The 25,430-nt window shown below is 58.2% G+C and carries 25 protein-coding genes; 13 read left to right on the top strand and 12 right to left on the bottom strand.

What is annotated here, in order from left to right; genetic code table 11:
* Positions 1-52 precede the first annotated feature (52 nt).
* Genes RX972_RS13335 through RX972_RS13310 form a run of 6 tightly spaced genes read left to right on the top strand, consistent with a single transcriptional unit; the run spans position 53 to position 6,922 of the window.
* A complete protein-coding gene (locus tag RX972_RS13335; protein WP_316875944.1) occupies positions 53-778 on the top strand; it encodes an RDD family protein in 726 nt (241 codons plus the stop codon).
* Positions 775-1,755: a stage II sporulation protein M gene (locus tag RX972_RS13330; protein ID WP_316875943.1), complete on the top strand. Its 981-nt coding sequence runs from the start codon at positions 775-777 to the stop codon at positions 1,753-1,755. Before RX972_RS13335 ends, RX972_RS13330 begins: the two co-directional genes overlap by 4 nt.
* Entirely contained in the window at positions 1,742-3,316 is a 1,575-nt protein-coding gene (locus tag RX972_RS13325) for a DUF4129 domain-containing protein (RefSeq protein WP_316875941.1), read from the top strand. The genes RX972_RS13330 and RX972_RS13325 overlap by 14 nt, the downstream gene beginning before the upstream one ends.
* On the top strand, positions 3,313-4,524 hold the full coding sequence (locus RX972_RS13320) for a DUF4350 domain-containing protein (protein WP_316875939.1): 1,212 nt from the start codon (positions 3,313-3,315) through the stop codon (positions 4,522-4,524). The genes RX972_RS13325 and RX972_RS13320 overlap by 4 nt, the downstream gene beginning before the upstream one ends.
* On the top strand, positions 4,521-5,582 hold the full coding sequence (locus tag RX972_RS13315; protein ID WP_316875938.1) for a MoxR family ATPase: 1,062 nt from the start codon (positions 4,521-4,523) through the stop codon (positions 5,580-5,582). The genes RX972_RS13320 and RX972_RS13315 overlap by 4 nt, the downstream gene beginning before the upstream one ends.
* An 8-nt stretch (positions 5,583-5,590) precedes the next feature.
* The gene (locus RX972_RS13310) at positions 5,591-6,922 is read left to right on the top strand and encodes a DUF58 domain-containing protein (protein ID WP_316875988.1); all 1,332 of its coding nucleotides are present in this window, start codon (positions 5,591-5,593) and stop codon (positions 6,920-6,922) included.
* Between the two features lie 141 nt (positions 6,923-7,063).
* On the opposite strand, the gene RX972_RS13305 is transcribed toward RX972_RS13310, so the two are convergent.
* Positions 7,064-7,423, bottom strand: coding sequence for a PilZ domain-containing protein (locus RX972_RS13305; protein WP_231666322.1), 360 nt, complete (start codon positions 7,421-7,423; stop codon positions 7,064-7,066).
* 234 nt (positions 7,424-7,657) lie between these two features.
* On the bottom strand, positions 7,658-8,032 hold the full coding sequence (locus RX972_RS13300) for a tetratricopeptide repeat protein (protein WP_027900594.1): 375 nt from the start codon (positions 8,030-8,032) through the stop codon (positions 7,658-7,660).
* A gap of 176 nt (positions 8,033-8,208) precedes the next feature.
* Here RX972_RS13300 and pyk point away from each other — a divergent pair, with 176 nt between their 5' ends.
* Positions 8,209-9,660: a pyruvate kinase gene (gene pyk / locus RX972_RS13295; RefSeq protein ID WP_027900593.1), complete on the top strand. Its 1,452-nt coding sequence runs from the start codon at positions 8,209-8,211 to the stop codon at positions 9,658-9,660.
* A 144-nt stretch (positions 9,661-9,804) separates the two neighbouring features.
* On the opposite strand, the gene RX972_RS13290 is transcribed toward pyk, so the two are convergent.
* Both RX972_RS13290 and RX972_RS13285 read right to left on the bottom strand, forming a co-directional pair.
* The gene (locus RX972_RS13290; RefSeq protein ID WP_316875935.1) at positions 9,805-10,743 is read right to left on the bottom strand and encodes an iron-sulfur-binding ferredoxin reductase; all 939 of its coding nucleotides are present in this window, start codon (positions 10,741-10,743) and stop codon (positions 9,805-9,807) included.
* Positions 10,736-11,854 carry a sensor domain-containing diguanylate cyclase gene (locus RX972_RS13285; protein ID WP_231666358.1) on the bottom strand — a complete coding sequence of 373 codons (1,119 nt, stop codon included), beginning with the start codon at positions 11,852-11,854 and terminating at the stop codon, positions 10,736-10,738. Before RX972_RS13285 ends, RX972_RS13290 begins: the two co-directional genes overlap by 8 nt.
* Before the next feature lie 380 nt (positions 11,855-12,234).
* Between RX972_RS13285 and RX972_RS13280 the strand changes: the two genes are divergently transcribed.
* Complete coding sequence (locus tag RX972_RS13280) at positions 12,235-13,758, top strand: fumarate hydratase (protein WP_027900590.1); 1,524 nt, start codon at positions 12,235-12,237, stop codon at positions 13,756-13,758.
* Between the two features lie 175 nt (positions 13,759-13,933).
* On the opposite strand, the gene RX972_RS13275 is transcribed toward RX972_RS13280, so the two are convergent.
* The 6 genes from RX972_RS13275 to RX972_RS13250 form a co-directional block, all read right to left on the bottom strand.
* Positions 13,934-14,626, bottom strand: coding sequence for an RES family NAD+ phosphorylase (locus RX972_RS13275; protein WP_316875932.1), 693 nt, complete (start codon positions 14,624-14,626; stop codon positions 13,934-13,936).
* On the bottom strand, positions 14,620-15,024 hold the full coding sequence (locus RX972_RS13270; RefSeq protein WP_099270889.1) for an antitoxin Xre-like helix-turn-helix domain-containing protein: 405 nt from the start codon (positions 15,022-15,024) through the stop codon (positions 14,620-14,622). The genes RX972_RS13275 and RX972_RS13270 overlap by 7 nt, the downstream gene beginning before the upstream one ends.
* 530 nt (positions 15,025-15,554) lie before the next feature.
* Positions 15,555-16,712, bottom strand: coding sequence for a phosphatidylserine/phosphatidylglycerophosphate/cardiolipin synthase family protein (locus tag RX972_RS13265; RefSeq protein WP_316875929.1), 1,158 nt, complete (start codon positions 16,710-16,712; stop codon positions 15,555-15,557).
* A 2-nt stretch (positions 16,713-16,714) separates the two neighbouring features.
* Entirely contained in the window at positions 16,715-17,296 is a 582-nt protein-coding gene (locus tag RX972_RS13260) for a YceI family protein (protein WP_316875927.1), read from the bottom strand.
* 80 nt (positions 17,297-17,376) lie between these two features.
* The gene (locus tag RX972_RS13255) at positions 17,377-17,709 is read right to left on the bottom strand and encodes an amidase (RefSeq protein WP_316875926.1); all 333 of its coding nucleotides are present in this window, start codon (positions 17,707-17,709) and stop codon (positions 17,377-17,379) included.
* Positions 17,710-17,943: 234 nt separating this feature from the next.
* On the bottom strand, positions 17,944-18,993 hold the full coding sequence (locus RX972_RS13250; RefSeq protein WP_316875925.1) for a serine hydrolase: 1,050 nt from the start codon (positions 18,991-18,993) through the stop codon (positions 17,944-17,946).
* A gap of 477 nt (positions 18,994-19,470) precedes the next feature.
* Between RX972_RS13250 and olsB the strand changes: the two genes are divergently transcribed.
* Together olsB and RX972_RS13240 are read left to right on the top strand one after the other, a co-directional pair.
* On the top strand, positions 19,471-20,226 hold the full coding sequence (olsB, locus tag RX972_RS13245; protein ID WP_316875924.1) for an L-ornithine N(alpha)-acyltransferase: 756 nt from the start codon (positions 19,471-19,473) through the stop codon (positions 20,224-20,226).
* Positions 20,226-21,065 carry a lysophospholipid acyltransferase family protein gene (locus RX972_RS13240; protein ID WP_231675226.1) on the top strand — a complete coding sequence of 280 codons (840 nt, stop codon included), beginning with the start codon at positions 20,226-20,228 and terminating at the stop codon, positions 21,063-21,065. The genes olsB and RX972_RS13240 overlap by 1 nt, the downstream gene beginning before the upstream one ends.
* Here the strand turns inward: RX972_RS13240 and RX972_RS13235 are convergent.
* On the bottom strand, positions 21,026-21,622 hold the full coding sequence (locus RX972_RS13235; protein WP_316875921.1) for an ACP phosphodiesterase: 597 nt from the start codon (positions 21,620-21,622) through the stop codon (positions 21,026-21,028). The two genes, RX972_RS13240 and RX972_RS13235, sit on opposite strands and share 40 nt — an antisense overlap.
* Positions 21,623-21,782: 160 nt before the next feature.
* On the opposite strand from RX972_RS13235, the gene RX972_RS13230 reads away from it, so the two are divergent.
* The 3 genes from RX972_RS13230 to RX972_RS13220 all read left to right on the top strand — a co-directional run bounded on the left by RX972_RS13230 (position 21,783) and on the right by RX972_RS13220 (position 24,459).
* Positions 21,783-22,097, top strand: coding sequence for an ArsR/SmtB family transcription factor (locus tag RX972_RS13230; protein ID WP_231675224.1), 315 nt, complete (start codon positions 21,783-21,785; stop codon positions 22,095-22,097).
* A gap of 124 nt (positions 22,098-22,221) precedes the next feature.
* A complete protein-coding gene (locus tag RX972_RS13225; protein WP_027900299.1) occupies positions 22,222-23,388 on the top strand; it encodes an MFS transporter in 1,167 nt (388 codons plus the stop codon).
* 21 nt (positions 23,389-23,409) lie between these two features.
* Entirely contained in the window at positions 23,410-24,459 is a 1,050-nt protein-coding gene (locus RX972_RS13220) for an alkene reductase (RefSeq protein WP_316875919.1), read from the top strand.
* Positions 24,460-24,556: 97 nt separating this feature from the next.
* Here RX972_RS13220 and RX972_RS13215 read toward each other — a convergent pair whose 3' ends face one another.
* Positions 24,557-25,411: a hypothetical protein gene (locus RX972_RS13215; protein ID WP_027900297.1), complete on the bottom strand. Its 855-nt coding sequence runs from the start codon at positions 25,409-25,411 to the stop codon at positions 24,557-24,559.
* Positions 25,412-25,430 lie beyond the last annotated feature (19 nt).

The raw sequence follows: 25,430 nt of genomic DNA, 5'->3' as shown, positions 1-25,430 counted from the left end.
ACCCAACAGTCCCTAGCATCAGGTTTTGTTTTCAGGCGTACCTCTCTCGACAATGCCCTCCCCGCACGCTTTGCCAAGGACTGCACCGCCAACCGCGCCGCTGGACACCCGCAGCCGAATGGAAACCCCGGAAGGTATCGACCTGCTGCTGCGTCCGGCAGGACTGGTCCCTCGCGCTCTGGCCTTCGCCATCGATTTCACCATTCGTGCCGTAGCCATCGGCATGCTCTTGCTGGTCTTCAGCCTGTTCGAATCCTTTGGCGCAGGCCTCAGTGCTATCTCCATGTTTCTGGTTACCTGGTGGTACATGGTGCTGTTCGAAGTCCTGAACCAGGGGCGCACACCCGGCAAGCAGATCATGCGTCTGCGAGTGATCCACGATGACGGGACCCCGATCGGCTGGACCGCCTCGCTCATCCGCAACCTGTTGCGTTTCGTCGATATGCTGCCGTTCGGCTACAGCCTTGGCGCCATCAGTTGCCTGCAACACCCCCAATTCAAACGCCTCGGCGATCTGGCCGCCGGTACTCTGGTGGTCTATCAAGACAAACCACCGAGTCGTCCGGTTCTGCCACACGCCACACCGATCATCGCGCCGTTCGTGCTGAGCCTTGAAGAACAGCGAGCCATTCTGAGCTTCGCGGAACGACAAGCCGAACTGACCTCGGAACGCACCCAGGAGCTGGCATCGATTCTCGCCGCGCCGCTGAACGTAAGCCCGGCACTGGTAGTGCCGCGACTGAACAGCATAGCCACCGGCTTGCTGGGGCCAACATGAAACAAGGTCTGTTCGAACTTCGTCATCAGGCTGAATGGCGGCGCTTCGCAGAGCGTCTGGACGGTCTCGAAAAACGCAAAGCACCAGGCTCATCGAACGAGACCTTCAGTCGCGAATACCGGCGTATCTGTAACCAGTTGGCCGTCGCCCAGGAAAGAGGCTACAGCAGCCATCTGGTTGATCCACTGCAACAACTGGCCATGCGTGGTCACCAGCAACTGTATCGGCATCGTCATCCCTTCGGTGCGCAACTGCTGAGTTTCGTGCTGGCAGGATTCCCGCAACTGGTGCGCGCCGAATGGCGTCTGATCGCCATCGCCAGCCTGCTGTTCTTCGGCAGCCTTATCGTTATGGGCTTGCTGGTGTATGGCTTCCCGGATCTGATCTACAGCGTTATGGACCCTGGACAGGTAGGGCAGATGGAGACCATGTACGACCCGCAGTCGAGTCGTATCGGTCAAGCAGTGGAGCGTGCCGCCGATGATGACTGGATGATGTTTGGCTACTACATCATGAACAACATCGGGATTGCCTTTCAGACCTACGCCAGCGGATTGCTGTTCGGGCTTGGCAGCCTGTTCTTCCTGTTGTTCAACGGACTTACGATCGGAGCCGTTGCCGGGCACTTGACCGGTATCGGCTACGGTCAGACATTCTGGTCATTCGTTGTTGGTCATGGTGCATTTGAGCTCACCTCCATCGCACTGGCGGGTGCCGCAGGACTCAAACTTGGCTGGGCATTACTGGCCCCCGGAGCATTGCGCCGCGGTGAGGCATTGCGGATTGCAGCGAAAACCAGCGTACAACTGATCTACGGCGTCATCCTCTTCCTTTTGATTGCAGCGTTCATAGAGGCCTATTGGTCTTCCATGACCTGGCCGCAGCCGGCAATCAAATACACAGTGGGTGCAGTGCTCTGGACGTTAGTCATCGCTTATCTGGTTTTTGCAGGCAGGACACACCATGCGCCTGACTGACGCCAGCATTGCGATCCACCCACGAACGCCGTGGGAAGCCATAGACCTGGGCGTACTGCTGGCCCAGCAGCATCGCGCTCTGCTGATGACAAGCTGGGCCATTGTCACCTTGCCGATTTTTGCGCTGCTCAGCCTGTTGCTCTGGAATCATCCGACCACCGCGATCCTGCTGTTCTGGTGGCTCAAGCCCGTCTATGAACGCTTGCCACTTCTCATTCTGTCCCAAGCGTTGTTCGACCCTGCACCCAGCCTGAAAGATGCACTCAAAGGCTGGCTGAAAACGTTGCGCCCCAATCTTCTCGCCAGCCTGACGTGGCGTCGACTCAGCTTGAGTCGCAGCTTCACGTTGCCCGTGCATCAACTGGAACAACTCTCCGGCGAGGCACTCCGCCAGCGCATTGGCGTGCTCAGCCAGAAGGATCAGTTCGCCGCTCGCTGCCTGACTGCAGTGGGCGGTACGCTGGAGTCGTGCCTGTGGGTCGGGATGATCGTGTTGTTTTATGCGCTGATTCCCCAGCAGGTAGAGCTCGACTGGACCTGGCGGACAATGCTCGACCTTAACAACCAACTGAACTGGCTGGAGCACCTGAGCAATCTTTTCTATGCGTTGATCCTGATCGTGTGGGGACCGGTTTACGTGTCCTGTGGTTTCACCCTGTACCTGAATCGGCGCACGGTTCTGGAGGCCTGGGACATTGAACTGGTCCTGCGCCGGTTGCGCCAACGGCTGACGGGGAGCGCCTATGTGCTGATGATCGGCCTTGGTCTGACTCTACTCAGTGCCGCACCGCCCGCATGGTCTGAGCAGCAGGATTTCAGCTGTCCGATTCCCTCCCTGTCCCCAGAGGGCGAAGCTGGCCCCGACAGCCCGCGCCTCGTCAATCAGGAACTGACCAGCGCGGCTGCGCGGCAGAACATCAAAGAAGTGCTGCAACAGCCGCCGTTCAAGAACCCGAAAACCGTTTCGGGCTGGCGGCTGCCTGAAGCCCCAAAAACGACGCAGGAAAAAAACTACGACAGGAGCACAGCGCTGTATGGCTGGGTGAGATGGCTACTGCATTTCGGCAACGTCCTCGCACAGGTCTTTCAGGTTTTGTTGTGGGGAATAGTGATTGCCTTGGTCGGTGTGGTGATCTGGCGCTACCGAAAATGGCTGGCCGCGTTCGTCAATCGCCGCGCTCCCCGCAAGAAACCACAACGCGCCCCACCTGAACAATTGTTTGGCCTGCAAGTCAGCGCCGAAAGCCTCCCGGCCGACATTGCAGCCAGCGCGGAACAACTGTGGCCAAACCAGCCACGTGAAGCGTTGGGGTTGCTGTATCGAGCGCTGCTCAGCCGCTTGCTTGTCGACTATCAACTGCCCCTGAAAAGCGCCGACACCGAAGGCCAGGTCCTGCAACGAATCGCCGCGCTTGATCAACCTGCTCTCAATGACTTCAGCCAAAGCCTGACCCGGCACTGGCAAAATCTGGCTTATGGTCACCAGCTACCTGCAACCCCGGTACAGCAAGAACTTTGTGATGGCTGGCGACGCCTGTTTGATCGGGAAGTGCAGTCATGACCCGACGTCGCTGGTTATTGGCCGCCCTGGCTTTGCTGGTTCTGGGCGCAGTTGCGGTCTATCTGCTGAAGAATCTGGAACGCTATGAGGAAACGGTCGATCAAGGCCCCTCCCCCGAAGTCCGTGCCAATCCATGGCTGGCAGCGGAAAGTTTTCTACGCAGTCGCTCCATCGACGTAAAAACAGCCGACTCCACCAACAAACTGCCCGATGCGAGGCTTGAATCCCAAACCTTGCTGCTGCTCGACTATCGCGACAACATGACGCCTTCTCAAGCGGACAAGGTACTGCAGTGGGCGCGGTCAGGCGGGCATCTGCTGTTTGTCGCCGAGCAACTCTGGGATGAAAAAAAAGGTCGTAGCGGCGACCTTTTGCTGGACCGGTTACAGATTCATCAATTACTCACCAAAGACCTGAAAGGGCAGGATTATTCACCGATCAGTCCGGTTAATCCGGTCATCCCTCTACGAGCACCTGCCCCCAAAGCACCCAAGGTTCCCTGGCCAGAACTGACACGCTTGTATCTCGAAAACGAAGAAGCTCCGGCTTACATGAGCTTTGACCCCAGCTTCCACCTCGAAGACCCTGAGGATCACGCCCAGTCCTGGGCTAACAGCGCTGACGCGACACACATGTTGCAACTGATCTATGGTGAAGGTCTGATCACCGTGGTGACCGATGCCGATTTATGGAAAAACCGATTTATCGATGATTACGATAATGCATGGCTCCTGTGGTACCTGACCCAGGACAGCAAAGTCACGATGGTCATCAGAAGCCAACACGACAACTTGTTCAGCCTGTTGCTGCGCCACTTTCCGCAGCTGGTATTAATGCTGACGCTACTCATCGGCGTCGGACTCTGGCGGGCAGGCATGCGCCAAGGGCCTGTGCGAGCACCTGCTGTCGGCGCGCGTCGCCAACTCACCGAGCACCTGCGCGCCAGCGCCGAGTTCCTGCGTCGTCGCAGCGGCCAGCAAACTCTCTTGCGCAACCTGCAGGCAGAAATTCTGCGCCGCGCCCGCATTCGTCACCCCGGCTTCGAATCGCTAGTGATCGCCGACCAATGGCAGGTTCTGGCACGCCTGACCCGCCAGCCAACCAGTGTCATCAGCCAGGCATTGCGCCCACGTCCGGCACAGCGCATGTCCAGTTCCGACTTCACCCGTCAGGTTGCCCACCTGCAAACCATCAGGAATGCCCTATGAGCGATCTACCCAACGAACCTTCCTCCAGCCCCGAGCCTGTCGTCGAGTTCAATATCGACCCGGCAGCCACGCCCGCACCGGCAGCCAGCAATCAGGCGCAACAGCGTCAGCGCGCCAGCCAGTTGGCCCAGGCCTTACGCAAAGAGCTGCAAAAAGCCGTGATCGGACAAGCCGCCGTTATTGATGACGTGCTGACCGCATTGATTGGTGGCGGCCATGTTTTGCTCGAAGGGGTGCCGGGGCTCGGCAAGACTTTACTGGCCCGGGCGCTGGCCCGTTGTTTTGGAGGTGAATTCGCCCGCATTCAGTTCACCCCTGACCTGATGCCCAGCGACGTCACCGGCCATGCGGTCTATGACCTGCACACCGAGCAGTTCAAACTCCGTAAAGGTCCAATTTTCACCAACCTGCTGCTGGCCGACGAAATCAATCGTGCTCCGGCCAAAACCCAAGCCGCACTGCTTGAGGCCATGCAGGAACGGCAGGTCACTCTTGAGGGTAAACCCATGCCCATCGCCCAGCCGTTCATGGTGCTGGCGACGCAAAACCCCATCGAACAGGAAGGGACGTATCCACTGCCCGAAGCCGAGCTGGATCGTTTCATGCTCAAGCTGCGCATGGACTACCCCGATGTCGACGAAGAGCTGAGCATGGTCCGCCAGGTCACCCGCTCGAGCCGGGCCGACATGCTCGACGTGCAACCGTTACGCGTTGTGCTTCAGGCGCGTGAAGTACAGGCCTTGCAGCGAATTGCGAGCGAGCTGCCGCTGGACGATCAGGTGCTGGACTATGCCGTTCGACTGGCGCGCGCCACCCGTAGCTGGCCGGGCCTGACCCTGGGCGCAGGTCCCCGGGCCTCGATTGCACTGGTACGTGGCGGCCGGGCGCGGGCGTTGTTGCGCGGGGGCGAGTTTGTCATCCCTGACGACATCAAGGGTTGCGCGCTGGCCGTGCTGCGCCATCGGGTAAGGCTGGCACCGGAACTGGATATCGAAGGCCTGTCGGTTGATCAGGTCCTCAGTCAATTGCTCGATCAGGTTCCGGCGCCCCGTCTATGAAGCAACTGCTGAAACCATCGACAGCACTGCTTGGCTGGCTGGGAGGACTGGCGGGCATTGCACTGCTGCTCGGCGTTCTGTCCGCACTGGCCATTGAGGTGCCCGATGAAGTTGGCACGCTGCTTTACGCGTTGCTGCTGGCATTGCTGGTGCTGGCACTGGCGGATGCCATTCGGCTGATTCGCAAACCTTCACCGAGCCTCAAACGTGAAGTCCGCGGGAGTCTGGCGCTGGGGCGTTGGGCGCAAGCGCATCTGACGCTGACACACGATTATCCGGATGAAATCACGGTGCAGGTGTTCGACCATTTGCCGGACGGCTTTGAGGTAGAACATCTGCCACAAACCCTGGCGCTGCGGCCGGGCCAGCAAAGCCGGTTGAGCTATCGCATGCGCCCGCTGGAACGAGGACTTTTCAAGCTTAGCCAGTGCGAAATAGAGCTGCCCAGCTCGATGGGACTCTGGCGGGCTCGTCGCTATCTGGAGTTGAATGACAGTACGCGGGTCTACCCGGATTTTGCCCGTGTCTACGGCGGGCAACTGCTGGCGGTTGAAAACTGGCTCAGCCAGATGGGCGTACGTCAGCGACAGCGCCGTGGGCTGGGCATGGAGTTCAACCAGTTGCGTGAGTTTCGTGAAGGCGACAGCCTGAGGCAAATCGACTGGAAAGCCACAGCACGCCACCGCACGCCCATCGCCCGTGAGTATCAGGAGGAAACGGATCAACAAATCATTTTCATGCTCGACTGTGGTCGACGCATGCGCAGCCAGGACGGCGATCTTTCGCACTTCGATCACGCGCTCAACGCCCTGCTATTGCTTGGGCATGTAGCCTTGCGTCAGGGCGATGCGGTAGGTCTGTCGACCTTTGCCAGCGAGCAGGACCGCTACCTTGCTGCGGTTAAAGGGCCGAGCCAGTTGAATGTGCTGCTCAACAGCGTCTATGACCTGAACAGCAGTCGAAGAACCGCAGATTACAGCGCGGCCGCTCGCCAGTTGATAGCACGCCAGAAGCGCCGCGCGCTGGTGGTATTGATGACCAACTTGCGCGATGAGGATGACGAAGAGCTGTTGTCCGCGGTCAAACTGCTGGGCCAGAAACACAGGGTTCTGATCGTCAGTTTGCGCGAAGAGGTGCTGGATACCTTACGGCACGAACCCGTTCAGACTTACGATGACGCATTGATGTACTGCGGAACCATCGACTTTCTTAACGCCCGTGCCGAACTGCATGACCGCTTGAGCGCCCACGGCATTCCAGTTCTGGACTCCCGCCCGGCAGAACTCGGGCCGGAACTGATCAGTCGCTACTTGAACTGGAGAAAAACCGGTGCATTGTGACCGCTCTTCCCGACATCCGGTGGCGCGAAGCAAACACAGAACTGTAGGAGCTGCCGAAGGCTGCGATAGCGGTCTTTCAGGAAAAATACATCGCAGCCTTCGGCAGCTCCTACGCAATTAGCGTCAGTCAGGTAGTCGCTCTCAGACCGATGCTTCCATCGGATAAAAACTGAAGTAATGCCTTAGAGCACCAATCAGTTCCGCGTACTCCGGCGGTGACTCCGTCAATATGAAACCCGAGTCATAGCTACCCGGCGTTTCATCTTCGTGACACCACAGACAGGTCGCCGTCACCTCCAGAGTGACAGGCATTCCACGCTCACAAGGTACCTGCAGACGCAATTGAAATTCAGCTCCCACCATCATCGGCAGATCACTGATCAGCATCAATCCCTTCTCGGACACGTTGCCCAGACAACCCAATTGCTTGTTGGTGTAGCGGTTGAACACCCGCAGATAGCCAGGCAATTGATGCCGTTCGATCCTTCGCTCTTTCAACATAAATCAGCCGCCATAGGTAGCCATTGAGCATGGCCGCGCTAAAACTCCTGGGGTAGCCAACACTGCGCATTGGCACCGTCAATACGAACAAACTTGAGTTTGTCGTCGCAGAAACGAGACTCTGACCCGATACAGGCGCCACAAGTCACGTACGTCCGTCTGCTTTTCGTAAGACTAGACCAATTGCGGCATACAGCCACTCAAAAACATTACAAAGGATCCAAACGAATGTAATTAACGCTTTACAGGGCTAACCTGAGCAGTCTGGACGCGTGGATAGTGACCCAACTGTTGCAGCGTCTCCAGGCGAGCTCTTGCTCTGAATGCGTACTCACTGTAAGGGTACTGAGTGATGATGAACTGATAAGTCTGCGCCGCATCAACAAACAGTTTTTGCCGCTCCAGACATTGCCCGCGCAACATCGATACTTCTGGCTGAACGTAACGACGCGAGCGGCTTTGACGATCAACCTTGGAGAGGCTCAACATCACAGCCTCGCAATCACCCCGATCATAGGACCGGTAGGCGCTGTTCAAATTGGAATTCATTGCCATTCGGGTGCAGCCACTGACAGCTGCCAGCAATACTAAAATCATCACGATTCGCATGGGACTCTCCTGTGCTCTGCAATATATCGACCTGAAACAGGATTTCTTCAAGCAGTTTTTGGCACCGGTCGTCTGCCGGTTACCGGCTCGCAAAATCTCGCGACAATGCAAAGAAACATGACTACAGATCAAGACAGTAGTAGCCTCTCGCTGCGCTTCATATAAGGAGTTTATGCATGACCGTTCGCCGCACTAAAATCGTCGCCACCCTTGGCCCTGCCAGTAACTCGCCGGAAGTCATCGAACAATTGATCCTCTCGGGTCTGGACGTTGCTCGTCTGAACTTCTCTCACGGCACTCCGGATGAGCACAAGGCACGCGCCAGGCTGATCCGTGAGATCGCCGCTAAGCACGGGCGCTTCGTCGCACTGCTGGGCGACCTGCAGGGTCCGAAAATTCGTATTGCCAAGTTTGCCGGCAAGAAAATAGAACTGAAAGTCGGTGATAAATTCACTTTCTCCACTGTTCACCCGCTGACCGATGGCAACCAGCAAATCGTGGGTATCGACTACCCGGATCTGGTCAAGGACTGCGGCGTAGGCGACGAGCTGCTGCTCGACGACGGTCGCGTGGTCATGCGCGTTGACACCCAGACTGCCGACGAACTGCACTGCACCGTGCTGATCGGTGGTCCATTGTCGGACCACAAAGGCATCAACCGCCGTGGCGGTGGCCTCACCGCTCCGGCCTTGACCGAAAAAGACAAGCAGGACATCAAGCTCGCTGCCGAAATGGACCTGGACTATCTGGCCGTTTCCTTCCCGCGCGATGCCGCTGACATGGAATACGCCCGTAAGCTGCGTGACGAGTCGGGCGGTACCGCCTGGCTGGTGGCGAAGATCGAACGTGCTGAAGCCGTGGCCAACGATGAAGTGCTGGACGCATTGATCCGCGCCAGTGACGCGGTCATGGTTGCCCGTGGCGACCTGGGCGTTGAAATTGGTGACGCCGAGCTGGTAGGTGTTCAGAAACGCATCATCCTGCACGCTCGTCGCCACAATAAAGCGGTAATCGTGGCAACACAGATGATGGAGTCGATGATCTCCAGCCCGATGCCGACACGCGCAGAAGTGTCCGACGTGGCCAACGCCGTGCTCGACTACACCGACGCCGTCATGTTGTCCGCTGAAAGTGCTGCCGGTTCCTACCCGATCGAAGCCGTGCAGGCCATGGCCCGTATCTGCATCGGCGCTGAAAAGCACCCGACAGGTAAAACCTCCAGCCACCGCATCGGTCACTCGTTCACCCGTTGTGACGAAAGCATCGCGCTGGCAGCCATGTACACCGCCAACCACTTCCCTGGCGTGAAAGCGATCATTGCCCTGACTGAAAGCGGTTATACCCCGCTGATCATGTCGCGCATTCGCTCCTCGGTACCGATCTACGCGTTCTCCCCGCACCGCGGTACTCAGGCCCGCGCAGCAATGTTCCGTGGCGTTTACACCGTACCGTTCGACCCGGCCAACCTGCCACCAGGCCAGGTCAGCCAGTCTGCGGTAGACGAACTGCTCAAGCGCGGTCTCGTTGAGCAAGGCGATTGGGTCATCCTCACCAAGGGTGATAGCTACCACACCATCGGTGGCACCAACGGCATGAAGATCCTGCACGTCGGCGATCCGTTGGTCTAAGACGGTCGCGCGCAGCAAACAAAAAGCCCCGGTTCGCGAGAGCCGGGGCTTTTTTGTGTTTGATGACCGGGAGTGAATAGCAGCGCATTTCTGTAGGAGAGGCCCCGGCGTCTATGGCACCGCGCCATCTCGCGTTTGAATGCCTTATTCACGCCCCACAAACACATCCGCCAAGACCTGATTACGCGGAATACCCGCCAGATAAAGTCGCTTGGCAAAGGTCTCTACACTTTGTGGACTGCCGCAGACCAGCGCCATGGTCTTGCGCGACAACATGCGCAAGTCGGCCAGCGTCGCGTCCAGTTCATCAGACGTCACCAGTTGGACCTGAACGCTGCCATGAGTACTTGCCAACTCAGCCAATTCGGTACGCAGGTAATGTTCACTGCCATCGCGCGCCAGATGAATAAGCCTGACAGGTCCCTGATGCTCTTGACGAAGCGCCTCTCGAAGCACGCCCCACAAAGGTCCGAGACCCGTTCCAGCGGCCAACAGTAACAACGGCCGGTCTTGCCAGTCCGGATCATATTGCAATGCACCGCCCCGCAACTCGCCTAGCCCTATGCGCTCATCCACACGCAAATGGCGAGCTACGTCAGCAAAGGCGCCCGCCTGACGACAGTCGATGTGAAACTCCAGAAAGCGATCTTCGCCGGGTATGCTCGCCAGCGAATAAGGCCGCGCGACGCCGCTATCCGTCCACAGCACCAGATGCTGACCAGCCCGATAACGCAACGGCCGTTCTGGCTCCAGACGTAAACGCAGTACCGACGGGCTGAGCCAGTCACATTCTGCGACCCGGGCTGGCACCCCATCACGTTGTGGATCAAATACCTTGACGGTCAAATCCTGCATCACCCGACACTGGCAGGCCAGACGCCAGCCTTGCTGACGCTTGCCCGCATCCAGCGCCTCAGACAGGGCATCCGCCGGTTCGCCACTAATGCAGCGCACCAGACAGGCATGGCAACTTCCGGCCCGGCAGCTATAGGGGACCCTGACGCCAGCCTGATTGAGGCTGTCGAGTAAATTGCTTCCTGCCTCGACCGTCCAGTGACGCTCGCCTACATGCAGCTCAGGCATCAACGTTTTCCCAACCCGCCACACATCGGTTACGCCCACCACGCTTGGCGCGATAAAGCGCCTGATCTGCGCGGTGTAGCGCTTCATCCAGATTGTCACCCCGTTGCAGCAAGGTCATCCCCACTGACAGGCTGAGATTTGAGCCGGGTAACGCCGCCAGTTCAACACGGCTGAATGACTCCCGCACACGCTCACAACAATCCACCAGTTGTTTTTCGTCACAGAGCGGTATCAACAACACAAATTCCTCTCCACCGTAGCGCGCCAACACATCGCTCTCGCGCAGACAGTCCTGAGCGCGGGCTGCAAAAGCCTGCAACACCTGGTCGCCAGCCGAATGGCCATGGTTATCGTTGATGCGCTTGAAGTGATCAAGGTCAATCAAAGCCAGCCCGTGAGACGTGTCGTCGCTCAGTAGATTCAATTCCCGGGCAGCCATGCGCAAAAAGTAGCGGCGATTATACAGGCCGGTGAGTTCATCGGTTGCAGCCAGTTCCTCAAGCTGAGCCATCATGCCGCGCAAGGTGTCCTGGTGGGCTTGCAAGGCGTAGCGACGCTGACGCATTCGCTGGCGCTGGGCATGCACATAACCGGCAAACAGGCTGAGCCATAACAACATGACGAACAGGGCACTGATCTGCAGAAGTACAGTGCCCGGTTTTTGCAGGGTTCCGTTGAAAAACTCCCACGCGTTGATGCCTGTGAAGCTCAGCAGTACGAGCAAGGCGCAGCGGGCGAAAACCATGGGCGTGAGCTGAAACAAACCGAACAGGAGGATCGGCGCATAGATAACCAGGAAAATACCACGCGCCTCGTCCAGGCATGACAACAGCCAGGTCAGCCAACACAAGGCCAGCACTACCTGAAATTCAGTCAGGCTTGCATCAGTGAAGCGCTGATTGAAGCGGGTGAGGAAAACGATCAGCAAAACCAGTTGGCTGAGCAGCACCGACGCACAAGTGATCACCGCCACATGTAATGGCTGATGCAGCTCTCCAGCGTAAATGGCCAGCCCGCTCAGTAACAAAACCAATACGTAGGTCGCTACCGCCAAACCAAATCGCTTCAGAAAAATGGACTGCGTGGTCGGAGATATTTCCCGTTTGCTCATCGTGCTCAAAAGGATTCCTTCCCGTAGTGGCACCAAGCCCAGAACTTTAGACTCGCGTCAGAAAGTTTCCAGCGACGGGGGATAAATACGTTCAAAAAGGTTCAATTGCAACTGACGTGATGCAGCTCAAATACACGGATTACAACGGTTCGCGTACTTTACCCCTGATAACTCCCCCAACCATCGGGACAAGCCAGTCAGCGGACCAATGATGGCTAGGCGCAAAACCGATGGATGGACCAGCGAGGTTGCGGGTTATACTGCCGCGCCTTTTTGTCGCAGCCAACGATGCTGTCGTAGCCATGAGACATCGCAAGATGGCAGATGACTCAGACAATAATTTTTGAATGTTCCCGTCCTAAACAGAGGAGCGCGCCCACATGACCGTGATCAAGCAAGACGACCTGATTCAGAGCGTCGCCGACGCCCTGCAATTCATTTCCTACTACCATCCGGTGGATTTCATTCAGGCCATGCACGAAGCGTATCTGCGCGAAGAGTCGCCTGCTGCCCGTGACTCCATGGCGCAGATCCTGATCAACTCGCGCATGTGTGCGACCGGCCATCGCCCGATCTGCCAGGACACCGGTATTGTGACCGTGTTTGTGCGCGTCGGTATGGACGTGCGTTGGGACGGTGCCACCATGGGCCTGGACGACATGATCAACGAAGGCGTGCGCCGCGCGTACAACCTGCCGGAAAACGTTCTGCGCGCTTCGATTCTGGCCGACCCGGCAGGTGCTCGTAAAAACACCAAGGACAACACCCCGGCCGTCATCCACTACTCCATCGTTCCGGGTAACACCGTGGAAGTGGACGTGGCTGCCAAAGGCGGTGGTTCAGAAAACAAATCGAAGATGGCGATGCTCAACCCGTCCGACTCGATCGTCGACTGGGTCCTGAAAACCGTGCCAACCATGGGTGCCGGCTGGTGTCCGCCAGGCATGCTCGGCATTGGTATCGGCGGCACTGCCGAGAAAGCCGCCGTCATGGCCAAGGAAGTGTTGATGGAATCCATCGACATCCACGAGCTGAAAAAGCGCGGCCCCTCCAACCGTATCGAAGAGATGCGTCTGGAGCTGTTCGAGAAGGTCAACCAACTGGGTATCGGTGCTCAGGGCCTGGGCGGTCTGACCACCGTGCTCGACGTGAAAATCATGGATTACCCGACTCACGCTGCGTCGCTGCCGGTGTGCATGATTCCTAACTGTGCCGCCACCCGTCACGCGCATTTCGTGCTGGACGGTTCCGGCCCTGCATCCCTTGAAGCGCCATCGCTGGACGCCTACCCGGAAATCGTCTGGGAAGCCGGCCCGTCAGCCCGTCGCGTCAACCTCGACACATTGACTCCGGAAGACGTGCAAAGCTGGAAGCCGGGCGAAACCGTCCTGCTCAACGGCAAGATGCTCACCGGCCGCGACGCGGCGCACAAGCGCATGGTCGAAATGCTCAACAAGGGCGAAACCCTGCCGGTGGATCTGAAAGGTCGCTTCATCTACTACGTCGGCCCGGTTGATCCGGTGCGCGAAGAAGTGGTTGGCCCGGCTGGCCCGACTACCGCCACGCGGATGGACAAATTCACCCGGCAGATCCTCGATCAGACCGGCTTGTTGGGCATGATCGGCAAATCCGAACGCGGCCCTACCGCTATCGAAGCGATCAAGGACCACAAAGCCGTGTACCTGATGGCGGTTGGTGGTGCTGCTTATCTGGTGGCGCAGGCAATCAAGAAGTCGAAAGTCGTGGCCTTTGCCGAACTGGGCATGGAAGCGATCTACGAGTTTGAAGTCAAAGACATGCCGGTTACCGTTGCAGTCGACAGCAAGGGCGAATCCGTCCACGTTACCGGCCCGCAAATCTGGCAGAAAAAGATCAGCGATAGTTTGGCGGTGGAAGTTCAGTAAGCACGTCGGCCTTAGTAAAAAACCCGCAGAGATGCGGGTTTTTTATTGGCGTTCGAGCACTACTGTAGGAGCTGCCGAAGGCTGCGAAGCATTCATCCTGACACACCACCATCGCAGCCTTCGGCAGCTCCAGGTCCAATGTTTTTTGCGCGATGGCGCGGTGCCATTAACACCTTCAAGCATTCGAAAGCCGACTCACACTGGTGATCTGCCCACTCCAGATCATTTCGTAATGCGCAGTCTGAACAATCGACTTCACATGCCTGGGTGTCATCAATGCCCAGCAATGATTGCCCGGCGAGCGAACCGAGTTGTAGCGCAGCCCTGGGCACCCTGCCCGCTTGGCGGCGTGGCCCAACTGGCGAGCAGTGGAATAATCTTCAGGATCGTAAATGGGGTCTGAAAGTGGCAGCCCGGTAGCATCGCGATTGGCTACTTCATCGAAGGAGCAGAGCAAGCCACGAAACAGAAAACGCTCATAGTTGAGCCCTGCCACTCTCGACCAATAGTGGTTCTGGTGATGGCGTACCTCCGCGATTGCGGTTTCCATCACATCGGCCAGATACAGCACCCCGAAAGCCCCTGAACTGAAACGCGAGCCCGCCGGATTCACGTGGGTGAACGGCCCTACCGCGTAAGAACAGCCGGGAATGCCGAACGGAATTTCAGCAACCGGGATCAACGCGATGCGCCCGATTTCATTCTGCAACCGTGGATTGGTCAGCGCCTGTAGCTGATACAGCCCCTCAAACTCCGCGGCATCTGCAACATCGTCGAACAGATCGATGGGCGGGAATCTGGAGTTGACCAGCCGATAAGCCCGCTGCTCTTGCTCGGCAAGGAGTGGCAGGCTGTCGAGGGTCACCATTGCGCGCCCCGGAGTGCGTCGACGCGGCGGAAGGTTTCATACAGCGAAACAATGTCGCCCTGAGCCATGATGTCCAAGGGCTTGCGACCGTTGAAAAACTCGTTGTCATTGGCCATGGCCGGGAAGCCGTACACATTGTCCGGGTTGTCGAAGACCGTGCGCAGCGCCGCATGAATATTCAGCACGAAGCTGATGCGGTGCATCTGATCCATGTCCAGCCCGACTGACCATTCAGAGCCTGTCTGCTTGGCGCGGGTATAGGTGCTGCGGGAGATACGCAGAATCCGACACGCCTGCTCGCTGGACGCATCCCACTTGTCGAGAATGCGCAGCGCGGTGCGCAGACCGGAAACGCATTGTTCTTTGGAAAGAGGCTGGAGCTGTGGGACGGCGGACATGAGAAACACCTTTTGCATCTGCAGACTCAAACATTAGCAATAAGAGTCTCAAGATGCAAATCGATCTCTACGCCTTACGTCGCTCCCACTGGATCGGATCCAGCCAGCCAGAGGTGTGGCGCAAGTGATTCCCAGAATGGCCACAGCCCTGTGGGAGCCGAGCTTGCTCGCGATGAACGATAACGCGATATAGCTGCCACTGCGCTCGGCTTATCGCGGGCAAGCCCTGCTCCTATCAAACATCACTCCAATAATGGATTTGAAACGCGGACCTTGTAGGAGCTAACTTGTTGGCGAAGCGGAATTTCTGACGATGCGGGTCCGACGTCTCGCCAACAAGTTGGCTCCTACAGGTCACCCGTTTGCTGCGCGACAGCGCGGTGTCAGGGATACCGGGACCACTCCCACAGAACCTGCACAATCCCGTAGGAGTGGCTTTAGCCGCGAGGGCGTCGATACATTCGCAATATCTGCATTGCGAGGCATACCGCTCTCCCGGCTAAAGCCAGTCCTACGGTTTCAGCAACAGCTCAGCCACGCCGATCCAGCAAATTCACCACCAACCGATCCACCCAACCCCAAAGCCGCTGCTTGACCCGGCTCCACAATGGCCGGGCTTTCCATTCAGCCAGGGTAATTTGCTTGCTCACCGCAAAGTCTTTTTCGAAGCTGGCGACCACATCCCGCGTCAGCCCAACGTCGAGGGCTTCGAGGTTGGCTTCCAGATTGAAGCGCAGGTTCCAGTGATCGAAATTGCAGGAGCCGATGCTGACCCAGTCATCGATCAGGACCATTTTCAAATGTAGGAAGCACGGCTGGTATTCAAAGATTTTCACGCCCGCACGCAGCAAGCGCGGGTAGTAGCGATGCCCGGCGTAGCGCACTGAAGGGTGATCGGTGCGTGGGCCGGTAAGCAGCAGTCGCACATCAATGCCTTGGGCCGCAGCCTTGCGCAATGAGCGGCGGACTTTCCAGGTGGGCAGGAAATACGGCGTCGCCAGCCATATGCGTTTGTGACCGCTGTTCAACGCCCGCACCAACGACTGCAGAATGTCACGGTGCTGGCGGGAGTCCGCATAGGCAACACGGCCTAGCCCGTGACCGGAAACAGGAACCCTGGGCAGGCGAGGCAAGCCGAAATTCTCTGCGGGGCGCCAGGCCGTACGACGCGGGTTGGCGTGGAACTGGCGGTCGAACAATGCCTGCCAGTCGATGACCAGCGGGCCAGTGATTTCCACCATCACTTCATGCCACTCACTGACGTCTTCTGCAGGCTGCCAGAACTCATCGGTTACACCGGTGCCGCCGACCACTGCGAGCTTTTTGTCCACCAACAGCAGTTTGCGATGGTCGCGGTAGAAATTACGTATCCCGCGTCGCCAGTTAATGCGGTTGTAGAACCTGAGGATCACGCCCGAATCGGTCAGGCGCTTTCTCAGCCCCAAGGTGAAGGCCTGGGCACCGAAATCATCAAACAGGCAGCGCACGATCACGCCGCGTTGAGCCGCATCGACCAAAGCCCGCACCACCGCCTCGGCACACGCGCCCGCCTCGACCAGATAGAGCTCCAGCTCGACTTGCTGCTGAGCGCCGTCAATCGCGGCAATCATGCGCGGAAAGAACGCCGGGCCGTCGATCAACAACTGGAACTGGTTATTCTCACGCCACGGAAAAATCGCCCCGGCCATACTCAGCGCGCCGTGAAGATCAAGACGGCACCCACGGGCACCGCGAGGCTGACCGCCGATAACCCGGCCGAATTGCGCAGTGTCGTGAAACCAGGCACCAGATCAAAATCCTGGGCATTAACCACCAAAGGCTCAAGGGTCACGACCTGAAAGCGTCGTTCATCCAGGCGCGTGGCGAGCAGTTCAGCCCGGTAACTGTGGGATTTGCCATGCAGTTGCACCACCAGCGGCAGACGCAATTCCAGCTGCGCGCCGGGCGCCAGATCATTGATCGGGCCCAGGTCGAGTTGAGCGTTGATTTTCGCTCTTGGAAATTTCGCGACGTTGAAAACCTGCTCGCGAATACGTTCATCGCGCAGGGCGATGCCGGTGCTCACCGACTCCAGTTCGACTTCAAGATCGGCCGCACCTTTACGATCGACTTTGCCATGCAGGGTCAGAAAGCGATGCACTTCAGCAATGTTGGCGTTTTTGGTGGAGGTGAACGACAGCCGTGAGGATTCGTTATCCAGATACCAGTTCGCCTGAGCGGGCAACGCTGTCAGCGCCAACAAGGCCAGCAGCAGGCGGGTTGTGATGGGCATGCAAACTCCAGATGCGCATTAAGGGGCAACCGTACCGCCTGTCTGACCGCTGGCGAACTGCTACGTTCGCATCTGGTTGTTCAAGGCGCTGACGGTAGCAAGCGACAGCCTTGTCGTTCGCCCTGCCAGGTCGCCACATTACTGCGGCCAAGACCTTCGGCAGTTACCCGTTTATTCGCCGCGTCGTCGAGCAAACTGCTCGGTACGTACTGTTTGACGTAACCACGGCAATACTCGGCGGAATTAAGCATGACGTAGCGACAGGAGCAATACTCTTTGGCGGTATAAGCGCTGATGATGCTCGGAAATGCCGCCAATGCGACGCGGTTTTGCCAGACCAGCACCGCTATTGTCACCGCCATCAATAGCAACAGACTGCTGAATGGACGACGACGAATAAAACCTGTGGTCATTGGCCTCCCCTCTTTGGAATGCATTTTTTCGGAACCGCCGCACCGCCTTCGACGCTGCACTATCGCGCAGCAAACACAGCCCCTGTAGGAGTGAGCTTGCTCGCGATAGCGTCAGCACAGGCAACATATTCATCGACTGACAGACCGAATCGCGAGCAAGCTCACTCCTACAGGGGCTGTGTTTGCTTCACGATAGTGCGGTCTCAGGGACACAGCGCAATCTCCTACAGAAAATCATTTAGGGCTTGGGCTCTCCCTGCTGAACGCCGCCATGGCCAGTTTTAGAAGCTGATCATGGGAGTAACTGCCATCCCGATCATCGGCATAGCGCACGATCACCAGCCTGGCACTGGGCACTACATACAACCCCTGCCCCCAGTGACCCAGCGCCGCGAAGGTATCAGCGGGTGCATCCGGCCATGGGCCTTTTTGACCACTTTCGGTGCGATTGAGCCACCACTGGCCGCCAGAAACCTCGGCGTCAGGTTGTGGATTGGCGAACGGCGTCAGAACGAAGTCGACCCAGGCTTTGGGCACTAACTGCCGGTTATTCCAGAGCCCGCCGCGTTGCATCAATAAACCGATACGGGCCAGATCCTGTGCGGTCATGTAGGCGTAGGAAGAACCGACAAACGTGCCGCTGGTGTCGGTCTCCCACACAGCGCTGCGAATTCCCAGCGGCTCGAACAGTGCAGTCCACGGATAGTCCGCGTAGGCCTTTTCCCCGACCATGCCTTTCAGCGCGGCAGACAGGATGTTGCTGTCGCCACTGGAATACAGGAACGACGTACCCGGTTTGTGGGCACTGCGGTGCTCGGCTGTAAAGCGCGCCATGTCGTCCCGGCCACGGGTGTAAAGCATGGCGACCACCGAAGAATTGAGCGGTGCGTATTCATAGTCCTCCTGCCAATCCAGGTCGGAGGTCCACTGCATCAGATGTTTGATCGTAATATCAGGATGAGCGCGCAACGGCGGATAGAATTTTGCGGCGGAATCATCCAGCGTGAAGCGTCCTTCACCGAAGGCTACGCCCAGCACTGTCGCCATGATGCTTTTGCTAATGGACCACGTGAGGTGTGGCGTTTGGGCAGTGGTCACTCCGGCATAGCGCTCGTACACCACCTCACCGTCACGCAGTACCAATAACGCGTCGGTGCGAATGCCCTCCCGGGTTTGATCGTTGCGGGTCGGGAATGCGTAACTTTCAAGGGATTTCACTGCCGCCGAGGGTTCAGCATGGGCATTGAAGGCCACAAACAAAAGCACCAGCCAGGCAAGCCGCATCGGGACACACCTCAAAATTGAATCGCCGGACTTTAGCAGGGGGTTGTGACAGATACAGGTAGTGAGAGCCCTGTGGGACCGAATTTATTCGGGAAGGCGGCATCACGCCGGACAGATATGCAGTGAACGCACGGCCCTTTCGCGAATGAATTCGCTCCCACACAGGCTGTGTGAAAACCTCACGAGCCAATTAGCTGGCTAAAAAACGCTCAAAAAACCGCGCTCCTACGTGAGTTGGAGGTCTGTGACCTACACAAACTTTTAAAGATTTCACGTGAGCGCGCGCAGTTTGTTTTTGTCTGAGGGTTTTCACACAGTCTGCACAGGAAATACAGCGTTCCCTCAACCAGCGTCACACAACCATCACCAAACCTTCATGGTCATGACATCGCCTCTCCTTAGCCTGAGTTTGTACAGCAGCGCCAGGCCATTACAGCCAACGCCCGCACTTGCAGGGCAGGCTAACGGAGACTTCGCATGACTCAGATCGCCCGCATTCGCGACACAGCATCCGACCGCCGCCTTCAGGCAGAACGCCTGACCGGCAGCAACGCCTTGCAGGAAGCACAGGCCCTGCGCTTCAGTGTGTTCAGTGGTGAATTCAATGCAAAACTCAAAGGCGCTGACCAAGGCCTGGATATGGACGATTACGATGTGCACTGCTCGCACATCGGTGTACGGGATCTGAACACTGGCAAGCTGGTCGCAACGACACGCCTGCTGGACCACAAGGCCGCCAACACCATCGGCCGCTTCTACAGCGAAGAAGAATTTGCCCTGCATGGCCTTGGCCATCTGCAAGGTCCGATCCTTGAACTGGGTCGTACCTGCGTTGACCCGGAGTACCGCAACGGCGGCACCATTGCCGTGCTGTGGAGCGAGTTGGCCGAGATCCTCAACGAAGGTGCCTACAGCTACCTGATGGGTTGCGCGAGCATCCCGATGCAGGATGGCGGCATTCAGGCCCACGCCATCATGCAGCGCTTGCGCGAGCGTTATCTGTGCAACCAGAACCTGCGCGCCGAGCCGAAGAACCCGCTGCCAGCCCTGGACCTGCCCAACAACGTGATCTGCGAAATGCCGCCGTTGCTCAAAGCCTACATGCGCCTGGGTGCGAAGATCTGCGGCGAACCGTGCTGGGACGAAGACTTCCAGGTCGCCGATGTCTTCATCCTGCTTAAACGCGACGAGCTGTGCCCGCGTTACGCACGTCACTTCAAGGCAGCAGTGTAATGAGCCGCTTGCGTGGCTACGCCCGAGTCGCACGGGTGCTACTGGTCATTGCGTTGGGGCTGACCATTGCTGGCACATTCGCCTGCATGGAGCGCATGAAGATCGGCAATTCAATGGCCCGGCGCCAGCGCTGGAGCCGATGGTTCATGGCGCGCCTGACCGCTGCCCTGCCGTTTCGCGTAACCGTCAGCGGCGAGCTGCCGCGTCAGCCGATGCTGTGGGTGAGCAATCACGTGTCCTGGACCGACATTCCGCTGCTGGGCATGTTGGCCCCGCTGTCATTTCTGTCCAAGGCTGAAGTACGCACCTGGCCAGTCGCTGGTTGGTTGGCCCTGAAAGCGGGCACGCTGTTCATCCGTCGCGGTTCGGGTGACAGCAAGCTGATCCAGAAGCAGATGGGCAATCACTTGCAGCAGAATAATGCGCTGGTGATTTTCCCGGAAGGCACCACCACTGACGGTACTGGCCTGCGTACATTTCATGGTCGCCTGATGTCGAGTGCGATTGATAGTGGGGTGTTGCTGCAACCAGTGGCGATTCACTATTCACGCAACGGCCAGCCAGACCCTATCGCGCCCTTCATCGGCGACGACGATTTGCTATCGCACTTGCGTCGACTGTTCGCCAACGAACAAGGCGACGTGCATATCCAGTTGCTGACGCCGATTGCCACCGAAGGCAAGGAACGCGCCGCGCTGGCTTATGAAGCGCAGCAAGCGGTGCAGATCGCTCTGTTTGGCGAGCCACCTGTGGTTGCCGAGCCTTTGGTTACCAAAAGCGACGAAGCAGTATCAGAAGTTCAGACTGCCGAGAGCCCGCGCTCGGCCAGGGCGGCCTGAGAGAAGTCCTGCAAGATCGGATAGAACTCGGCAAAGTCCGCGCTCAAGGGTTGGTAGAGGTCGCGCAATTCCTGCATGGCACCTGCCAACCCTTGTGGCCGTGACAAACGTCGGGAAATCCCCGCCAGTACCTGCTCCAGCACCGCAAACTCCTGATAGGAACCCAGCCAGTCGTGAGCGGCCATGTGCGGCGCGATCCTGGCCAGTCGTTCGGGCAACTCTGGTTCGGCGGCCAGCACGCCGTAGACCTTGCGCGTGAACGCCGCCAGCGGCACATCCGCGTAATGCGCCCAGTCCCGGGCCAGGCAATGATCGAAAAACACGTCCAGCACGATGCCCGCGTAACGCCTTCGCTCGGACGGAAAGCGAGCAATCGATTGCTTGATCAGCGGGTGACTGTCGGTGAATGCGTCAATGCTGCGGTGCAACTGGATCGCCTGCGCCAGCTCATCCGGAAAGCGCCCGGCCACAGGCCCTTTGACGAAATCGCCATACAGACTGCCGAGGAGTTGCGCCGGACGTTGGCCGCCAAGGTGCAAGTGTGCGAGATAGTTCATGGCGCAAGCCTACGCCGAATTACGCCTCCCGCCTATATCGATATAACCCGATATAGCGTTTCTGACTATTCTCAGCAGAAAATCATATTTGTATATCGCGAAATACAAATATAAAGTTCGCTCCATCGCGATATAGCGTTAAACCCATATTGAGAACGACATGCCTATCGACCTCGACGAAATAATAAAAGCCCTGGCTCACCCTGTTCGCCGGGAGATTCTTGTCTGGCTGAAGGACCCGCTCAGTTGCTTTCCGGACCAGACCCACTCGACGGAAAACGGCGTTTGCGCGGGCCAGATCGACCAGCGCGCCGGGCTCTCGCAGTCCACGGTTTCGGCCCACCTGGCAACCCTGCAACGCGCTGGCCTGATCACCAGCAAAAAGGTAGGGCAATGGAGCTTTTTCAAGCGTAACGAAGAGGTGATTGCGGCCTTCGTCGAAGCGCTGGAGCTGGAGCTGGGTCCGCCGTCTTGAAATAGGAAAATTCCCCGTAGGAGCTGCCGAAGGCTGCGAAATCTTTGTTCCTGAAACACCGGGAATCGCAGCCTTCGGCAGCTCCTACAGGATTAACGAAACCTTTATCAACAGGAGACGCCCAGTGCCTCTTTCACTGTTTATTCTGGCGCTCAGCGCCTTCGCTATCGGGACGACCGAGTTCGTCATCATGGGTTTGCTGCCGGAAGTCGCCGCCGATCTGGGGGTTTCCATCCCCGGTGCAGGCTGGCTGGTAACCGGCTATGCGCTGGGCGTGGCAATTGGTGCGCCGTTCATGGCGATGGCCACTGCCAGGCTCCCGCGCAAGGCTGCGCTGGTCACGCTGATGGGCATCTTCATCATTGGTAATCTGCTGTGTGCCATCGCCGCCGATTACAACGTATTGATGTTTGCCCGTGTGGTCACGGCGCTGTGCCACGGTGCGTTCTTTGGTATCGGTTCGGTTGTTGCTGCGGGCCTGGTGCCTGCCAATCGTCGTGCTTCCGCCGTTGCATTGATGTTCACTGGTCTGACCCTGGCCAACGTGCTCGGCGTGCCGCTGGGCACTGCGCTGGGCCAATACGCTGGCTGGCGCTCGACCTTCTGGGCCGTCACGGTAATCGGTGTGATTGCATTGATTGGCCTGATGCGCTTCCTGCCCACCAACCGCGAAGAGCTCAAGCTCGACATGCGCGCCGAACTCGCCTCGCTCAAAGGCGCAGGCATCTGGCTGTCGTTGAGCATGACCGCGCTGTTCTCGGCTTCGATGTTCACCCTGTTCACTTACGTCGCCCCGCTGCTGGGCGAAGTGACCGGTGTTTCGCCAAACGGCATTACCTGGACGCTGCTGCTGATCGGCCTGGGCCTGACCGTGGGCAATGTGATCGGCGGCAAGCTGGCTGACCGTCGTCTGGCTGCGACGCTGATTGGAGTGTTCATTGCCATGGCTGTGATCTCCACCGCCCTGAGCTGGACCAGCGTCGCGCTGATCCCGACCGAAATCACCCTGTTCCTCTGGGCCACCGCCGCGTTCGCTGCCGTACCTGCCTTGCAGATCAACGTCGTGACCTTCGGCAAGGCCGCGCCAAACCTGGTGTCGACCCTGAACATCGGTGCCTTCAACGTCGGCAACGCACTGGGCGCATGGGTCGGCGGCAGCGTTATTGCCCATGGCCTGGGCCTGACCAGCGTGCCGTTGGCGGCTGGAGCACTGGCGATACTCGCGCTGATCGTGACCCTGATTACTTTTCGCCAGGGCGGCAACGCCGATCTGGCCCCTGCTATCAACTGATCAATTCAAGAGGTTTCACGCATGACTACTATCTTTGACCCGATCACCATGGGCGATCTGCAGCTCGCCAACCGCATCGTCATGGCGCCGTTGACCCGCTGCCGCGCCGATGAGGGCCGTGTGCCGAACGCGATGATGGCCGAGTATTACGTGCAACGTGCGTCAGCCGGTCTGATCATCAGCGAAGCCACTTCAGTCACGCCAATGGGCGTCGGCTACCCGGATACTCCGGGCATCTGGTCCACCGACCAGGTCCGTGGCTGGAGCAATATCACCAAGGCTGTTCACGGTGCAGGCGGCAAGATCGTTCTGCAACTGTGGCATGTGGGGCGTATTTCCCACCCTTCGTATCTGAACGGTGAAACCCCGGTGGCGCCAAGCGCTATCAAACCTGAAGGCCATGTCAGCCTGGTTCGTCCGTTGTCTGACTACGTCACACCTCGTGCGCTGGAACTGGCAGAAATCGCTGACGTGGTAGAGGCCTATCGCACCGGCGCAGAAAACGCCAAGGCCGCTGGCTTTGACGGCGTGGAAATCCATGGTGCCAACGGTTATCTGCTGGATCAGTTCCTGCAAAGCAGCACCAACCAGCGTACCGATCAATACGGCGGCTCTCTGGAAAACCGTGCGCGTCTGATGCTGGAAGTGGTCGATGCAGCGATTGACGTCTGGGGCGCGGGTCGTGTTGGCCTGCATCTGGCACCGCGTGCCGACTCCCACGACATGGGCGACGACAATCTGGCCGAAACTTTCGGCTACGTTGCGGCAGAAATGGGTAAACGTGGCATTGCGTTCATCTGCTCTCGCGAGCGTGAGGCTGACGACAGCATTGGTCCGCAACTGAAAAAGGCTTTCGGCGGCGCGTACATCGCCAACGAGAAATTCACCAAGGACAGCGCCAATGCCTGGCTGGCCAATGGTTCAGCGGACGCCGTGGCCTTCGGTGTTCCGTTCATTGCCAACCCGGATTTGCCGGCACGTTTGAAGCAGGATGCGCCGCTGAATACTCCGCACCCGGAAACCTTCTACGGCAAAGGGCCAGTGGGTTATATCGATTACCCGGCGCTGTAATACATCTGCAGAAGGCAACTTGTTGGCGAGGCTTTGGACCTGAACACTCAGGAAGATCGCCTCGCGAACAAGTTCGCTCCTACCGGGCATACAGCTGTTACCGACGCGCATTCACCTGCTGCGACAGATTCTGAATCTGGCTCTGCAGCGTGTTGATGTTGCGGGTCATCTGCGCACGGAACGCATCGAACTCAGCAGTGTTGCTGCTGGCCGCCGCCGGAGCCGGACGGTTTTCCTGTTCGCTTTTGAGCACGATCAAATCCTGCTCAAGACGCTCGATGGTTGCTGTCGGGTTGCCCTGCTTCTTCAGTGCGGCAACATCGGCGCTGAGGCTTTTCAGTTGGGTATCGACTTGATCGAGATTACCCTGAGCCGCTTTATGATCCGGAATCGAAGCCTTCACTGCGGCCAGCTCAGTGGTGACGGTTTTGAGCTGTTCCTGCAGTTGCGTATTGCTCGTCTGCAGCTGGGTCGCCTGCGTCGTGATCTGTTCCAGACGTTGCTGCAACTGGCTCTGCTGCCCGGTTGTGCCTTCCTGCTGTTTGTCCTGGTCAGCCAACTGGTCCTCGATAAGCTTGATGCGCTGCTTGAGCGCCTCTCCGTCCACCGCCACTGATTCAGTCGCAACCACTTTGCCGGAGATGTCCTGCAAACGGCCAGCGGCTTCTTCGCTGATGCGTGCAAAGCTTTCCTGGGTAGCCACCAGTTGCTGCTCCATCAGGGATATCTGCTGAAAGCTCCACCAGCCCAACCCGCAGAACGCAATGAACAACGCACCCACCAAGGCCCAAAGCGGTCCGGTGCTCGGTCCTTTGACTTTCACCACAGGCGTATCCCGGGAATACACCGTCGTGCGTTTGCGTGCCGCCGTGGTCGGCGCGAAATCGTCGTCATCGTCCTTGGCGCTGAGATTCGGAACGTCATCGACGTCGTCATAAGGATCGTTACGCATGAGTAACCCTGTGTAGAAC

Origin of the sequence: Pseudomonas syringae group sp. J309-1, from assembly GCF_032582135.1 — a bacterium.
In the GTDB taxonomy this organism is placed as follows: domain Bacteria; phylum Pseudomonadota; class Gammaproteobacteria; order Pseudomonadales; family Pseudomonadaceae; genus Aquipseudomonas; species Aquipseudomonas quasicaspiana.
The sequence above is the reverse complement of the archived record's forward strand: the minus strand, read 5'-3'. Positions and strand labels throughout refer to the sequence as shown.